Here is a 13,918-nt window from a genome sequence, read left to right on the forward strand (position 1 = left end):
GGGTGATCGCATTTCTATGCTCTGCACTCATGGAGCTGATCCAGAACACCCCAGATCTGTCCGCCTACCTGGCGGCTGACGACGTCGTCGACCACCATCATCCGCGCGTGCGGGAGACGGCCGCCCGGCTCGCCGAGGGGGCGGTCGACTCGTATGCCTATGCGCGGGCGGCGTACGAGTTCGTGCGCGACACCGTGCCGCACTCCCAGGACGTCGGCGATCCGCGCGTCACCTGGCGCGCCTCCGACGTCCTGGAACAGCGCACCGGGATCTGCTACGCCAAGGCCCACGCGCTGGCCGCGCTGCTGCGCGCCGAGGACATCCCCACCGGGTTCGCCTACCAGCGGCTGACGGACGACGGCGGCGGCCATGCCGTGCACGGGCTGGTCGCCGTGCGGTTCCACGGCTCGTGGCACCGGCAGGACCCGCGCGGCAACAAGCCGGGCGTGGACGCCCGGTTCTCCCTCGACGGCGAGCGGCTGGCCTTCGTCGCCGATCCGGAGTCCAGTGAGTTGGACTATCCGGTCCTGTACGCTGAACCGCACCCGGCCGTGCTGAGCGCGCTCAAGGCAGCCTCCGACCGGCCGCACCTCTGGAAGACGCTCCCCACCGCACTTTGAGGCAGACGATGACCCTCCCCCTGATCGTGTCCGACGACGTGCGCACCCTCGCGCCCGGTTTCACCTGGGTCGCGGTCGAGGCGCACGGTCTTGTCAACGGGCCCAGCGCGGACGCCGGCGCGGCTGTCCTCGACGACGCGGCCCGTCGGCTCGCGGCCCGGCTGGACGGCCGCGCTCCGCACGAGGACCCGCACATGGTCGCCTGGCGGGAGGTGTACACCGCGTTCGGCTCGAAGCCGTCGCGCACCCGCAACTCGGCCGAGGCGCTGGCCAGGCGGGCGCTGACGGACGCGGGTCTGCCGCGCGTCAACCTGCTCGTCGACCTCTACAACGCCGTCAGCGTCGCCCACCTCATCCCCGTCGGGGGAGAGGACATCGACCGCATCCAGGGCGCCATGAGCCTGGTGCGCGCCACCGGTGACGAGGACTTCCCGACCGTCTCGGGCGGGGAGGAGAGCGTGGAACACCCCGACGCCGGAGAGGTGGTGTGGCGTGACGAGGCGGGGGTGACGTGCCGTCGCTGGAACTGGCGCCAGGGTCCGCGCACCCGGCTCACCGAGACCACCACCTCGGGCATCTTCCTGCTGGAGGGCATGGCCCCGATGCCGCTGCCCGACATCGAGGCGGCCGCGACCGAACTCGCCGAGCTGCTGGAGAAGTTCAGCCCCGGCGCACGGATCACGATCCGGCACGGGGGCTGACGGTCGGGCGGACGGCTCGGGCGGCCTGCCGGTCCGGACCGGCGTCGATCGGCGGCCCGTCCGGGCGCGCGGCGGTGTCAGCGCGCCTCGGCGGCCCGCACTTCTTCGGGGGTCGGCGCAGTGCCGCCGAGGTGGGCCGGCATCCACCAGGTGTCGTCCGCGCCCTTGGGGCGTACGGGATAGGCGCGCTGCGCGGCCTCCAGCAACTCCTGGACACGCCCGCGCAGCCGACGCGTGATGGCGCCCGCGTACTGGTCGCGCGGGGCCTCCACCGGCTCGCCGACGCGGATGGTGATCGGGGTGTGGCTGCGCTTGAAGTTGCGCTGGTGCCCCTTGGTCCACAGCCGCTGCGTACCCCACACGGCCATCGGGACCAGCGGGACGCCCGCCTCCTGGGCCAGCCGGGCGGCACCCGACTTGAAACTCTTCAGCGTGAACGACTGTGAGATGGTGGCCTCCGGGAAGACCCCCACGATCTCACCGGACTTCAGCGACTCCAGGGCGTGCGCGTACGCCGCGTCGCCCTGCTCGCGGTCCACGGGAATGTGCTTCATGCCGCGCATCAGCGGACCGGACACCTTGTGCCGGAAGACGGACTCCTTCGCCATGAAACGAACGAGACGTTTCTGCGGCAGCGCGGCCAGACCGTCGAAGATGAAGTCCAGATAGCTGATGTGATTGCTCACCAGTACGGCGCCGCCCGAGCGTGGGATGTTCTCCGACCCCTTGCAGTCGATCTTGAGGTCCCACACCTTGAACAGTGTGCGCGCGAGACCGACGACGGGGCGGTAGACCAGTTCAGCCATGGACGGGGTGGGCCCTTCCTCACTCAGCCTGGGAAGGGATCTCCCAGCCGGAAACTTACGCAGCCGTAGGTTTACGGCATCCCGCAGATCGTGCCCGAATAACGGCCGGGGAGCCAGCCCTGGTGCCCGGGTGCGGCGAGATCCTCGTCACGTCGGCCCCATGATCCACCTGCGCTTTTAACCCGCCTTTACTCCGCGCGGACCGTGACGCGCCGGGTGAGCAGGTACAACTCGTGGCGCAGGCAGTACCCGAACGCGCCACTCGAGAAGGTGGCGCGAACGCGACCCCCCGGTGGCCGTGAGCCCGACGCCCGCGCGAACTCCGCGTGTCGCGGACCCGGGAATCTTCGCGCTCCCACGAACGCTGGTGCGGGTGGTGCCCGGACGTATGGTGCGCGCGCGTGTGTGGCGTCCGCACGTGGTGCGCGCGTGTGTGCGGCGTCCGCACGTGGTGCGCGCGTGTGCGGCGCCCGGACGTGTGGTGCGCGGGGCGGTGCTCGCGAGGGCGGGTGGTGGGTGTTCACGGAGTGCCGCGTCGGCGGCGGAGCAGGGGAGTGCGGGTGCGCGGGCAGGGCGACGGACAGCGGCTGGGAGCCGACCTGTTGGGCGGGGAGCTCGGCGAGCGGGCCACGCTCGTACAGTTCTCCAGCGCCTTCTGCGCCCCCTGCCGGGCCACCCGGCGGATCCTCGGCGAGGTGGCCGCGCTGGTCCCGGGCGTGGCCCACGTGGAGATCGACGCGGAGGCCCGGCTCGACCTCGTACGCGAACTCGGCGTCCTCAAGACCCCGACCGTGCTCGTCCTGGACGCGGAGGGGCGGGTCGTACGGCGCGCCGCCGGCCAGCCACGCAAGGCGGACGTCATCGCGGCACTCGGGGAGGCCGTCTGACGGCCGTGCACCCGGCGCGGGGGCGCACGGTGAAGCACGGTGAGACATCTCCCACATGCCGGTACGCACTTGACTGTGCGTGGCACCTATCGTCAGCCTGACCGTATGCCTAGGGAACTCCTTCTCTTCGGGCGGGTGCACATCGACCTCGCCCGCACCGCGAGCGCGTGCTGTCCGGACTGTTGAGCAGTCACGGCCCCGCATCCACGCCCCTGCCGCAGAAGGACAACTCCATGACGGCCACGCCCGACCTCGACGCCTCCCGCCTCGACGCCCCGCGCCTCGCCTCGGCCGACCTGCTGCGTTCCGTCTTCCGGCGGCACGCGGCGGGAGTCGCCGTGATCACCGCCCGTGGTGCGGCGGGGCCGGTCGGCTTCACCGCCACCTCCCTCACCTCCGTGTCCGCCGAGCCCCCGCTGCTCTCCTTCGGGATCAGCACCGGCTCCTCCAGCTGGCCGGCCGTCTCCACGGCCTCCCACGTGGGCGTGCACATACTCGGCGAGCACCAGCGGGAGCTGGCCGGCACCTTCGCGCGCAGCGGCGCCGACCGGTTCGGCGCGCCGACCGCCTGGCGCGAGGGTCCCGAGGGCGTGCCCCTGCTCGACGACGTCTCCGCGTGGCTGGTGTGCCGCGTCGTCACCCGGGTGCCCGCGGGCGACCATCGTGTCGTGCTGGCCGAGGTCGCCGTCGGCGATCCCACGGGTCCCGGGCGTCCGCTCGTCTACCACCAGGGCCGGTTCAACGCACTGCGTGACTGATCACAGCACCCTGCCTCTGCGAAGTCGTCGACTTCCGATTACGCTGCGTTGCGAAGGTCACAGTTCAAAGCGCTTGCTTAGCGGGAACGAACTGGGTGTACTGACGAGTAATATTTCGGTCGGAGCGCGGGCCGCCCCGACCGGGATCGGCCGCTTGGGGCGCCTATGCTGCCTGCAAGTAGGCAGCCGAAATTGAGACGATGCAGTAGGAGAGCCGGCGTGAGCTTGAGGATCGTTGTCACTGTGAAGTACGTGCCCGACGCCACTGGCGACCGGCACTTCGCCGATGACCTGACCGTGGACCGGGACGACGTGGACGGTCTGCTCTCCGAGCTCGACGAGTACGCGGTCGAGCAGGCGCTGCAGATCTCCGAGAACTCGGACGACGACGTGGAGATCACCGTCCTGACGGTGGGCCCCGAGGACGCCAAGGACGCGCTGCGCAAGGCGCTGTCGATGGGCGCCGACAAGGCCGTCCACGTCGAGGACGACGACCTGCACGGCACGGACGTCATCGGCACCTCCCTGGTGCTGGCCAAGGCCATCGAGAAGGCCGGCTTCGACCTGGTCATCTCCGGCATGGCCTCCACCGACGGCACCGCGGGTGTGGTCCCGGCGCTGCTGGCCGAGCGCCTGGGCGTCCCGCAGGTCACCCTGCTGTCCGAGGTGTCGGTCGAGGGTGGCGCCGACGGGACCGTCAAGGGCCGCCGCGACGGCGACGCCGCCTCCGAGCAGCTCGAGGCCTCCCTGCCGGCCGTCGTGTCGGTCACCGACCAGTCGGGCGAGGCGCGTTACCCGTCCTTCAAGGGCATCATGGCCGCCAAGAAGAAGCCGGTTCAGTCCTGGGACCTGTCCGACCTGGACATCGAGGCGGACGAGGTCGGCCTCGAGGGCGCCTGGACGGCCGTCGACTCCGCGGCCGCGCGCCCGGCGCGCACCGCGGGCACCATCGTCAAGGACGAGGGCGAGGGCGGCAAGCAGCTCGCCGAGTTCCTCGCGGGCCAGAAGTTCATCTAAGGCCCCGCAGCAGCTGACCGCCCCTCACATCATCCCCGCAGGAGAGCAATCCCATGGCTGAAGTCCTCGTCTACGTCGACCACGTGGACGGTGCCGTCCGCAAGCCCACTCTCGAGCTGCTGACGCTCGCCCGCCGGATCGGCGAGCCCGTCGCCGTCGCGCTCGGCGCCGGTGCCGCTGACACCGCCGCCGTGCTCGCCGAGCACGGCGCGGTGAAGGTCCTCACGCACGACGCCGCCGAGTACGCCGACTACCTCGTCGTCCCGAAGGTGGAGGCCCTCCAGACCGCCGTCGAGGCTGTGTCCCCGGCCGCCGTGCTGGTGTCGTCCTCCGCCGAGGGCAAGGAGATCGCCGCCCGTCTGGCGCTGCGCATCGGTTCGGGCATCATCACCGACGCCGTCGACCTGGAGGCCGGCGACGAGGGCCCGGTGGCCACCCAGTCGGTGTTCGCCGCGTCCTTCACCACCAAGACCCGTGTCTCCAAGGGCACCCCGGTCATCACGGTCAAGCCGAACTCGGCCGCCGTGGAGGCCGCCCCGGCCGCCGGCGCGGTCGAGGCCCTCGCCGTGTCCTTCTCGGAGAAGGCGACCGGCACCAAGGTCACCGGCCGCACCCCGCGTGAGTCGACGGGCCGTCCGGAGCTGACCGAGGCCGCGATCGTGGTCTCCGGCGGCCGTGGCGTCAACGGTGCCGAGAACTTCGCGATCATCGAGGCGCTCGCCGACTCGCTCGGCGCGGCCGTCGGTGCCTCGCGCGCCGCGGTGGACGCGGGCTGGTACCCGCACACCAACCAGGTCGGCCAGACCGGCAAGTCGGTCTCGCCGCAGCTCTACATCGCCTCCGGCATCTCCGGCGCGATCCAGCACCGCGCCGGCATGCAGACCTCGAAGACGATCGTGGCCATCAACAAGGACCCCGAGGCCCCGATCTTCGACCTGGTCGACTACGGCGTCGTCGGCGACCTCTTCGACGTCGTCCCCCAGCTCACCGACGAGGTCAAGACCCGCAAGGGCTGATCCGCGTCAGGCTGTCCGAGGCCCCCGTGACCACACCGGTCACGGGGGCCTCGCCCGTCCCGGGCCCGGCCCATGCCGGGATCGGCTCGGCTCAGCCCAGGCTCAGCGACGCCAGCACCGGCAGGTGGTCGCTCGGCCACTGGCCCCGCACCCAGAACGTGTCGACCGACTCCCGGTGCACCGTCACACCCGGCGTCGCCAGGATCCAGTCGATGCGCTCGCCGTTCGGCGTCAGCGAGCCGAAGGCCTGGAACGTCCCGTAGGCGGGACCGCGCTGCCGCGCCGTGTCCCAGGTGTCCAGGAAGCCGGCGTCCAGCAGGGTGTCGTAGGCCGGGCTGGCGTGGGCCGCGGCGTTGAAGTCGCCGGTGAGCAGGATCGGGAGCCGGTCGCCCAGGGCGGCGACCCGCTCGGCGATGAGGGCGGCGGCACGCTCGCGCGCGTACTCGCTGCGGTGGTCGAGGTGCGTGTTGAGGACGTGGAACTGCCGCCCCGGATCGAGCAGATCGCGGAAGCGGACCCGGGTGACCAGCCGGGGGAAGGCGGCGCCCCAGGTGTTGGAGCCGGGCACGTCCGGGGTGTCGGAGAGGCGGAACGTGGTGTGCTCGACCGGGGCGAGCCGACGCGTGTCGTAGAAGACGGCCACCGACTCCTCGTGGCCCTCGCCGGGAGTGCCGATCCACGCGTAGTGCGGTCCGAGGTCGGCCTCGATGTCGCTCAGCTGGGGCAGTCGCCCCTCCTGGGTGCCGATGACGTGCGGGGCCGCGCGGCGCAGCAGCGCGCGCATCACCGGTCGGCGGTCCGCCCAGCTGTTGGGCTCGTGGGAGCCGGCGACCCGCAGATTGAACGTCATGACCCGCAGCGGGGGGACGGTTCCCGCCTTCACGCGCGCGTGGTCCGCGTCCCGGGCCCCGGAGGTCCGTACGCCGCCGAGCAGGGGTACGGCGGCCACGGTGGCCGCGAGGGCCACCAGCGTCCGCAACCCCGCCCGACGGGTGGGCCCTGGGGTGATCGCCATGTGTGTCCCCTCCCCTCGGGAGCCAGGATGAAGGGGAAAACGCCTGGACGGAAGAGGGCGCAGGGGCACGGTGAATCGCGAGGGACCGGGGCGTGGACGGGTGTTGACCCGTGGAAAGGTCGCCGGATAGGTTCCTTCAACAAATTGTTGATTCCGCGCCGGGGAAGTCGGAGGACGCGAGATGGGTCGGCAGGAGAAGGTGACGACGAGCCTCGCGGGCACGGTCGGCGCGGAGATCGGCGCCTTCCTCGCGCCGGTCGACGCCGCGCTGGAGCGGGACTACCCGGGCGACCCGGGCACCCGTCAGCCCGTCCACACCGTCTATGTGCCCGCGGACGTTTTCGAGGCCGGAACCGTCCGCTCGTGGGGGGACCGGGCGCTGGCCGCCCTCGACGAACACGCGCCCGACGCGGCCTCCTTCGCCGCGGTCCTCGGCCTGGACGACGCACTCGCCGAGCCCGTGTACGCGCGCGTGCGGACCAAGCTGGAGCGCGAGCCCGTGGAGGACCTGCGCGTCGACTTCGAGGACGGCTACGGTGCCCGTCCGGACGCCGAGGAGGACGCGGCGGCCGCCCGCGCGGCCCGGCTGATCGCGCGGGCGTACGAGGACGGCACGGCCGCCCCGTACATGGGCATCCGGATGAAGTGCCTGGAAGCCGCCGTGCGCGACCGCGGCATCCGCACCCTCGACGTCTTCCTCAGCGGCCTGGCGGAGGCCGGCGGCCTGCCCGACGGGCTCGTGCTGACCCTGCCCAAGGTCACCTACCCCGAGCAGGTCACCGCCATGGTGCGGCTGCTCGAGGCGTTCGAGGAGGCGCGCGGCCTCGCGCCCGGCAGGATCGGCTTCGAGATCCAGATCGAGACCAGCCAGGCCGTCCTCGCCGCCGACGGCACCGCCACCGTCGCCCGCCTGATCCGGGCCGCCGAGGGCCGCGCCACGGGCCTGCACTACGGCACCTTCGACTACAGCGCCTGCCTCGGCGTGTCAGCCGCCCACCAGGCGAGCGACCACCCGGCCGCCGACCACGCCAAGGCGGTCATGCAGGTCGCCGCCGCGGGCACCGGCGTACGCCTCTCCGACGGCTCCACCAACGTGCTGCCGGTCGGCCCGGCCGAACAGGTCCACGACGCCTGGCGCCTGCACTACGGCCTCACCCGGCGCGCCCTGGCCCGTGCCTACTACCAGGGCTGGGACATGCACCCCGGCCACCTCCCCACCCGGTACGCGGCCGTCTTCGCCTTCTACCGCGAGGGCTTCGAGCGGACGGCGGCCCGGCTCGCCCGCTACGTCCACCGCGCCGGCGGCGACGTCATGGACGAGCCGGCGACCGCCAAGGCACTCAGCGGCCATCTGCTGCGCGGCCTCGACTGCGGCGCACTGGACCTGGCGGAGGTCACCGGCGCGACCGGACTGACCCGGGCCGAGCTGGACGGCCTCGCGGCACCACGGCGGGGCGGCGGGACGCCCTGACGGCGCGTCCGCCCCGCAGCGACGCCGGCCTTCGCGGTCCCGTCCGGGGGCCCGCGCCCGGCCTCGGTCTCGTTCCCGGCCTCGGTCTCCGCTCCGGTCCTCCCGGGACCGGGCCTCGGCCCCGGGGTCTGCTGCCGGCCTCGGTCCTCGCGGGCCTTGTCCCGGTCCCCGCGATCCCGCCCCGGGGCTCGCTGCCGCCCTCGGTCCGGTTCCCGGTCGCGGGCTCGCTCGCGGTCCCCGGTTCCGGCCGGTCAGTCCGCCGGGGGCAGCTCGCCCGAGCCGCGGGTGATCAGACGCGTCGGCAGTTCGATGCGCTCCGGGACGATCAGCGATCCGTCCAGCTGGCCGAACAGGCGCTCGGCGGCGGTGCGGCCGAGCACCGACGCGTCCTGGGCGACGACGGTGAGCCCGGGGTGCAGCAGATCGGCGAGCTCGATGTCGTCGAACCCGACGAGCGCCACCCGGCGGTTCTGCTCCGCGAGGACCCGGACCACCGTGACGCTCACCCGGTTGTTGCCCGCGAAGACCGCGGTGACGGGGGAGGGCCCGCGGAGCATGTCCTCCGCGGCCCTGCGCACCCGCAGCGGATCGGTGACGCCCAGGGACGTCCAGGAGGCCTCCACGGGTATCCCGGCGTCCTCCATGGCGGCCAGGTAGCCGCGCAGCCGCTCGGCGGCCGTGTGGATACGCGGCATGTCGCCGATGAAGCCGATCCGGCGGTGTCCGTGGGCGATCAGGTGGGCGACGCCGTCACGGGCGCCGCCGAAGTTGTCGGACAGGACGACGTCCGCGTCCGTCTTCCCGGCCGGCCGGTCGACGAAGACCGTCGCGACGCCCGCCCTGATCTCCTGCTCCAGATAGCGGTGGTCGTCACCCGCGGGGATGATGACCAGCCCGTCCACCCGGCGGGCGCACAGCGCCAGCACCAGCTCCTGCTCACGGTCGGGGTCCTCGGCGCTGGAGCCGTTGATCAGCAGGGCGCCGTGCGCGCGGGCCACCTCCTCGACCGAGCGGCTGAGCGGTCCGTAGAACGGGTCGGCCAGGTCCTCTAGGACCAGGCCTATGCTCGCGGTGCGGCCCTTGCGCAGCACCCGCGCGCTGTCGTTGCGCCGGAAGCCCAGGGAGTCGATCGCCTCCTGGACCCGGCGCTCGGTCTCCGGGGTGACCCCCTGCTCGCCGTTGACGACGCGGGAGACCGTCTTCAGTCCTACCCCGGCCCGTGCGGCCACGTCCTTCATGGTGGGACGGTTGCCGTAACGGCTCTCGGATCGGCGGGGCGTGTCGGGCACGGTACGTCCTGTCCTGTCGGCCACGGGGGGTGTGCATCGCTCCACGGGCATGTATGAGGATGTGGCGTCGAGCATAGGGCCTGGACAACGTTGTCAGATGCGGGAGAGACTGTCCACCGCAATCTCGGCCCACGTCCCCCAACGCTGGACCGGCCAGCCTTTTCTCATGGTTGACGGGGAGATCCGACACTGATGCACACCCACCTCGTGGCCGCGCTCGACATCGGCGGCACCAAGATCGCCGGAGCGCTGGTCGACGGCCACGGCACGATCCTGGTGCGGGCGCAGCGCCCGACGCCCGCGCGGGAGGACGGCGACACCGTGATGCGGGCCGTCGAGGAGGTCCTCGGCGAGCTCGACGCGTCGCCGCTGTGGGGGCGCACCCGCGCCGTCGGCATCGGCAGCGCGGGTCCGGTGGACGCCGGGGCGGGCACGGTGAGCCCGGTGAACGTGCCCGGCTGGCGCGACTTCCCGCTCGTCGAACGGGTCCGGGCGGCGACCGGGGGCCTGCCCGTCGAGCTGATCGGCGACGGGGTGGCGATCACCGCGGCCGAGCACTGGCAGGGCGCGGCCCGCGGCCACGCCAACGCGCTGTGCATGGTGGTCTCCACCGGTGTCGGCGGTGGCCTGGTCCTCAACGGCCAGCTCCACCCCGGCCCCACCGGCAACGCGGGCCACATCGGCCACATCAGCGTGGATCTGGACGGCGACCTGTGCCCGTGCGGCGCGCGCGGGTGCGTGGAGCGGATCGCCAGCGGCCCCAACATCGCCCGCCGGGCCCTCGAGAACGGCTGGCGCCCCGGCCCGGACGGCGACACCTCCGCCGCCGCGGTGGCCGCCGCCGCGCGGGCCGGGGACCCGGTCGCCGTGGCCTCCTTCGAGCGGGCGGCGCAGGCCCTGGCGGCCGGGATCGCGGCCACCGCGACGCTCGTGGAGATCGACATCGCCGTCGTCGGCGGGGGAGTGGGCAAGGCCGGGGAGGTGCTCTTCGCGCCGCTGCGCAAGGCCCTCGGCGACTACGCGACCCTGTCCTTCGTCCAGCGGCTGACCGTGGCGCCGGCCCAGATGGGCACGGACGCCGGCCTCGTGGGAGCGGCCGCCGCCGCACTCGCGGGGGCGGCGGGCACGGCGACCGCCGGAGTCTGACGGACCCACGGCGACCGCCGGAGTCTGACGGGCCCACGGCGACCGGCGGGGCGGGCGTCGCGGAGCCGCCGGGTGCGTTCGTTCGGGGCGAGGGCGTGACCCCGCAGGCCGTTGTGGAGTTGAGCCGGGCATGAAGAAGCGCAGCATGCTCGCCATCGCCTCCCTCGCCACCGGGTTCGTGGTCGCCGCGATCACCCCGTCCCACAGCGCGTCCGCCGAGGACCTGAGCGACCTGAACGTACGCGACACCGTCGGCACCCTCGATCACGTCGTGGCCGGTGAGAGCGTCGACCTCGGAGAGAACACCTTGGGGCACGGCGGCTGACGGCCGCGGCGCGCGGTCGGCGCCGGTCCCCCGGACCGGCCTCCTTCGGCGACCGGTGCCGGAGCCCCGCCCCGGGGCTCCGGGCCCGCGTCCGGGCACCCTCAACGGGAGCTGGTTTCCGTGGCAGGGTGGAGCGGGCAAGCCACAGGGGGCCAACGGAAGAGGGGGAACCGTGATCGTCTGGATCAACGGTGCGTTCGGCGCGGGGAAGAGCGCGACCGCGCGGGAACTGATCGAACTGATCCCGAACAGCACGCTCTTCGACCCCGAGGTCATCGGGGCGGCACTCACGCAGCTGCTGCCGGCCAAGCACCTCGCCGAGGTCGGCGACTTCCAGGACCTGCCGATCTGGCGGCGGCTCGTGATCGACACCGCGGCCGCGATGCTCGCCGAGGTCGGCGGCACCCTGGTGGTCCCCATGACGCTGCTGCGCCAGGAGTACCGCGACGAGATCTTCGGCGGTCTCGCCGCCCGCCGGCTCGCCGTGCGGCATGTGCTCCTCGCCCCGGCGGAAACGATCCTGCGCGAGCGCATAGCCGACCGAGAGCTCCCGCCGGACCTGCCCGACGGGGAGATACGGGTACGCCAGTGGTCGTACGACCAGATCGAGCCCTACCGTGCCGCGCTCGCCGGCTGGCTCACCGCCGACGCGCACCTCGTCGACACCAGCACCCTCACCCCGTACGAGACGGCCGTCCGCATCGCCGAGGCCGTCGGCAGCGGGGCCGTGGACACCTGCTCCATCGTGCAGACCCCCGAGCCGACGGCCGAGACGACCGCCGCGGGGGTGCTGCTCTTCGACGACCAGGACCGGGTGCTCCTGGTCGACCCCACGTACAAGGCCGGCTGGGAGTTCCCCGGCGGCGTCGTCGAACCCGGCGAGGCCCCGGCGCGGGCCGGAGTGCGCGAAGTGGCGGAGGAGACCGGGATAGACCTCGACGAGATGCCCCGCCTCCTCGTCGTCGACTGGGAGCGGCCCGTCCCGCCCGGCTACGGCGGCCTGCGGTTCCTCTTCGACGGCGGCCGCCTCGACCCGGACCGCACCGCCGGGCTGCTGCTGCCCGGCCCCGAACTGCGCGCCTGGCGCTTCGTCACCGAGCAGGAGGCCGCCGACCTGCTCCCGCCCGTCCGCTACGAGCGGCTGCGCTGGGCCCTGCGCGCCAAGGAACGCGGCGCGGCCCTGTACCTGGAGGCGGGCACACCGGTCGGCGGCTGACGTACGGGCGGGTGCGGCGGCCGGACGGCCGACGCGCGGCCCGGTACGACGGTCGCGGACCGCCTTCCCGTAGGTGGGCCCCTGCAATTCGCCCCGTGGCGAGGGGCCCACCGGTGTGGACCGGCCGGCTCAGCCGGCCGCGTAGTTCAGCAGGAACAGCGCCTCGGCCACCGACAGCCGCTCCAGCTCGTCGGGGGACACGCTCTCGTCCACCGCGTGGATCTGTGCCTCCGGCTCGCTCAGACCGATGAGCAGGATCTCCGCGTCCGGGTAGAGGGACGCCAGGGTGTTGCACAGCGGGATGGAGCCGCCCTGGCCGGCGTACTGCATCTGCTGACCCGGGTACGCCACCGCCATCGCCTCGGCCATCGCCGTGTACGCCGGGCTGGCCGTCTCGGCGCTGAACGCCTGACCCTGGCCGACCTGCTCCGTACGCACCCGCGCACCCCACGGCGTGTGCGCCTCGAGGTGGGCCTGGAGCAGCTTCGTCGCCTCGACCGCGTCGACGCCCGGCGGCACCCGCAGGCTCACCTTGGCCCGCGCGCTCGCCTGCACGGACGGCGTCGCGCCGACGACCGGCGGGCAGTCGATGCCCAGCACCGTGACGGCCGGGCGGGCCCAGATGCGGTCGGCGACCGTGCCGGAGCCGATCAGCCCGACGCCGTCGAGCACCTTGGCGTCCTTGCGGAACTGCTCCTCGTCGTACTGGAGTCCGTCCCACCGGGACGCCGGGGCGAGCCCGTCGACCGTCGTCGAACCGTCCTCGGCGCGCAGCGAGTCGAGGACGCGGATGAGCGCGGCCAGCGCGTCGGGCGCGGCGCCGCCGAACTGGCCCGAGTGCAGGTTGCCCTCGAGCGTGTCGACCTGCACGTTGAGCATCGTCATGCCGCGCAGCGTGGTGGTGACGGTCGGCAGGCCGACGCGGAAGTTGCCCGCGTCACCGATGACGATCGTGTCGGCGGCCAGGAGCTCCGGGTGCTGCTCGGCGTACCGCTCCAGGCCGCCCGTGCCCATCTCCTCCGAGCCCTCGGCGATCACCTTGACGTGCACCGGGACGCCGCCGTTCGCCTTCAGCGCACGCAGGGCGAGCAGGTGCATGATCACGCCGCCCTTGCAGTCGGCGGCGCCGCGGCCGTACCAACGGCCGTCGCGTTCGGTCAGTTCGAACGGCGGGGTGGACCAGGCGGCCTCGTCGAGCGGGGGCTGCACGTCGTAGTGGGCGTACAGCAGGACGGTCCTGGCACCCTCCGGGCCGGGCAGGTAGCCGTAGACCGACTGCGTGCCGTCGGGGGTGTCGAGCAGCGCCACCTCCGTGAAGCCCTCGGTGCGCAGGGCGTCGGCGATCCAGTTCGCGGCGCCCTCGCTCTCGCTCCTGGGGAACTGGTCGAAGTCCGCCACCGACTTGAAAGCCACGAGTTCGGTGAGCTCCGCCTTCGCTCCGGGCATCAGCGTGGCGACGGTCTCGGCGACCGGATTCGACGACATGGGCACGCTCCTCGTGGGTGCGACGTTGTACGTGAGTACGGATGATCGTGTCAGCGTATGCGCACCTGGGGTACAGGGCGCAAACGCCCCCGACAACTCCCACAGCGGTCCGGTGCCACGGTCGCCGTAGGATGCGGGGGACAGGTGCGGCAGCGGCTTGATCGGG

Annotated in this window: 15 protein-coding genes; 11 read left to right on the top strand and 4 right to left on the bottom strand. The window is 72.9% G+C overall.

Going from position 1 to position 13,918, the window contains the following annotated elements; all coding sequences use genetic code 11:
* Nucleotides 1–29 precede the first annotated feature (29 nt).
* Complete coding sequence (locus tag ACWC24_RS22870; protein WP_450664703.1) at nucleotides 30–620, top strand: transglutaminase domain-containing protein; 591 nt, start codon at nucleotides 30–32, stop codon at nucleotides 618–620.
* Between the two features lie 8 nt (nucleotides 621–628).
* Complete coding sequence (locus ACWC24_RS22875; RefSeq protein ID WP_450664704.1) at nucleotides 629–1,321, top strand: B3/B4 domain-containing protein; 693 nt, start codon at nucleotides 629–631, stop codon at nucleotides 1,319–1,321.
* Nucleotides 1,322–1,398: 77 nt separating this feature from the next.
* On the opposite strand, the gene ACWC24_RS22880 is transcribed toward ACWC24_RS22875, so the two are convergent.
* Nucleotides 1,399–2,127, bottom strand: coding sequence for a lysophospholipid acyltransferase family protein (locus ACWC24_RS22880; protein ID WP_152890443.1), 729 nt, complete (start codon nucleotides 2,125–2,127; stop codon nucleotides 1,399–1,401).
* Between the two features lie 509 nt (nucleotides 2,128–2,636).
* On the opposite strand from ACWC24_RS22880, the gene ACWC24_RS22885 reads away from it, so the two are divergent.
* The 5 genes from ACWC24_RS22885 to ACWC24_RS22905 all read left to right on the top strand — a co-directional run bounded on the left by ACWC24_RS22885 (nucleotide 2,637) and on the right by ACWC24_RS22905 (nucleotide 5,805).
* A complete protein-coding gene (locus tag ACWC24_RS22885; RefSeq protein WP_450664705.1) occupies nucleotides 2,637–3,014 on the top strand; it encodes a TlpA family protein disulfide reductase in 378 nt (125 codons plus the stop codon).
* A 105-nt stretch (nucleotides 3,015–3,119) separates the two neighbouring features.
* Entirely contained in the window at nucleotides 3,120–3,200 is an 81-nt protein-coding gene (locus ACWC24_RS22890) for a putative leader peptide (protein WP_450664769.1), read from the top strand.
* 47 nt (nucleotides 3,201–3,247) lie between these two features.
* On the top strand, nucleotides 3,248–3,772 hold the full coding sequence (locus ACWC24_RS22895; RefSeq protein ID WP_450664706.1) for a flavin reductase family protein: 525 nt from the start codon (nucleotides 3,248–3,250) through the stop codon (nucleotides 3,770–3,772).
* A 219-nt stretch (nucleotides 3,773–3,991) separates the two neighbouring features.
* Nucleotides 3,992–4,789, top strand: a complete 798-nt coding sequence (locus tag ACWC24_RS22900) for an electron transfer flavoprotein subunit beta/FixA family protein (protein ID WP_450664707.1) — start codon at nucleotides 3,992–3,994, stop codon at nucleotides 4,787–4,789.
* Between the two features lie 53 nt (nucleotides 4,790–4,842).
* The gene (locus ACWC24_RS22905) at nucleotides 4,843–5,805 is read left to right on the top strand and encodes an electron transfer flavoprotein subunit alpha/FixB family protein (protein WP_450664708.1); all 963 of its coding nucleotides are present in this window, start codon (nucleotides 4,843–4,845) and stop codon (nucleotides 5,803–5,805) included.
* 91 nt (nucleotides 5,806–5,896) lie between these two features.
* Here the strand turns inward: ACWC24_RS22905 and ACWC24_RS22910 are convergent, their stop codons facing one another.
* A complete protein-coding gene (locus ACWC24_RS22910) occupies nucleotides 5,897–6,820 on the bottom strand; it encodes an endonuclease/exonuclease/phosphatase family protein (RefSeq protein WP_450664709.1) in 924 nt (307 codons plus the stop codon).
* A gap of 181 nt (nucleotides 6,821–7,001) precedes the next feature.
* Here ACWC24_RS22910 and ACWC24_RS22915 point away from each other — a divergent pair, with 181 nt between their 5' ends.
* On the top strand, nucleotides 7,002–8,291 hold the full coding sequence (locus ACWC24_RS22915; RefSeq protein ID WP_450664710.1) for a DUF6986 family protein: 1,290 nt from the start codon (nucleotides 7,002–7,004) through the stop codon (nucleotides 8,289–8,291).
* Between the two features lie 251 nt (nucleotides 8,292–8,542).
* Here ACWC24_RS22915 and ACWC24_RS22920 read toward each other — a convergent pair whose 3' ends face one another.
* Nucleotides 8,543–9,580, bottom strand: a complete 1,038-nt coding sequence (locus ACWC24_RS22920) for a LacI family DNA-binding transcriptional regulator (RefSeq protein ID WP_450664711.1) — start codon at nucleotides 9,578–9,580, stop codon at nucleotides 8,543–8,545.
* Between the two features lie 192 nt (nucleotides 9,581–9,772).
* On the opposite strand from ACWC24_RS22920, the gene ACWC24_RS22925 reads away from it, so the two are divergent.
* The 3 genes from ACWC24_RS22925 (at nucleotide 9,773) to ACWC24_RS22935 (ending at nucleotide 12,267) form a co-directional block, all read left to right on the top strand.
* Nucleotides 9,773–10,726 (top strand): ROK family protein, encoded by a 954-nt coding sequence (locus ACWC24_RS22925; protein ID WP_450664712.1) that lies wholly within the window; start codon nucleotides 9,773–9,775, stop codon nucleotides 10,724–10,726.
* A 130-nt stretch (nucleotides 10,727–10,856) separates the two neighbouring features.
* On the top strand, nucleotides 10,857–11,051 hold the full coding sequence (locus ACWC24_RS22930; RefSeq protein WP_450664713.1) for a hypothetical protein: 195 nt from the start codon (nucleotides 10,857–10,859) through the stop codon (nucleotides 11,049–11,051).
* Nucleotides 11,052–11,223: 172 nt separating this feature from the next.
* Complete coding sequence (locus tag ACWC24_RS22935) at nucleotides 11,224–12,267, top strand: NUDIX domain-containing protein (protein WP_450664714.1); 1,044 nt, start codon at nucleotides 11,224–11,226, stop codon at nucleotides 12,265–12,267.
* Between the two features lie 129 nt (nucleotides 12,268–12,396).
* Here ACWC24_RS22935 and ACWC24_RS22940 read toward each other — a convergent pair whose 3' ends face one another.
* Entirely contained in the window at nucleotides 12,397–13,752 is a 1,356-nt protein-coding gene (locus ACWC24_RS22940; RefSeq protein WP_450664715.1) for a M20/M25/M40 family metallo-hydrolase, read from the bottom strand.
* Between the last annotated feature and the right edge of the window lie 166 nt (nucleotides 13,753–13,918).

It is taken from the genome of Streptomyces sp. NPDC001443 (assembly GCF_053597355.1).

What these genes read in the sequence shown, in the direction of transcription:
- ACWC24_RS22870 (WP_450664703.1), top strand. Translation starts at nt 30, where the DNA reads ATGGAGCTGATCCAGAACACCCCAGATCTGTCCGCCTACCTGGCGGCT.
- ACWC24_RS22875 (WP_450664704.1), top strand. Translation starts at nt 629, where the DNA reads ATGACCCTCCCCCTGATCGTGTCCGACGACGTGCGCACCCTCGCGCCC.
- ACWC24_RS22880 (WP_152890443.1), bottom strand. Translation starts at nt 2,127, where the DNA reads ATGGCTGAACTGGTCTACCGCCCCGTCGTCGGTCTCGCGCGCACACTG.
- ACWC24_RS22890 (WP_450664769.1), top strand. Translation starts at nt 3,120, where the DNA reads ATGCCTAGGGAACTCCTTCTCTTCGGGCGGGTGCACATCGACCTCGCC.
- ACWC24_RS22895 (WP_450664706.1), top strand. Translation starts at nt 3,248, where the DNA reads ATGACGGCCACGCCCGACCTCGACGCCTCCCGCCTCGACGCCCCGCGC.
- ACWC24_RS22905 (WP_450664708.1), top strand. Translation starts at nt 4,843, where the DNA reads ATGGCTGAAGTCCTCGTCTACGTCGACCACGTGGACGGTGCCGTCCGC.
- ACWC24_RS22910 (WP_450664709.1), bottom strand. Translation starts at nt 6,820, where the DNA reads ATGGCGATCACCCCAGGGCCCACCCGTCGGGCGGGGTTGCGGACGCTG.
- ACWC24_RS22915 (WP_450664710.1), top strand. Translation starts at nt 7,002, where the DNA reads ATGGGTCGGCAGGAGAAGGTGACGACGAGCCTCGCGGGCACGGTCGGC.
- ACWC24_RS22925 (WP_450664712.1), top strand. Translation starts at nt 9,773, where the DNA reads ATGCACACCCACCTCGTGGCCGCGCTCGACATCGGCGGCACCAAGATC.
- ACWC24_RS22930 (WP_450664713.1), top strand. Translation starts at nt 10,857, where the DNA reads ATGAAGAAGCGCAGCATGCTCGCCATCGCCTCCCTCGCCACCGGGTTC.
- ACWC24_RS22940 (WP_450664715.1), bottom strand. Translation starts at nt 13,752, where the DNA reads ATGTCGTCGAATCCGGTCGCCGAGACCGTCGCCACGCTGATGCCCGGA.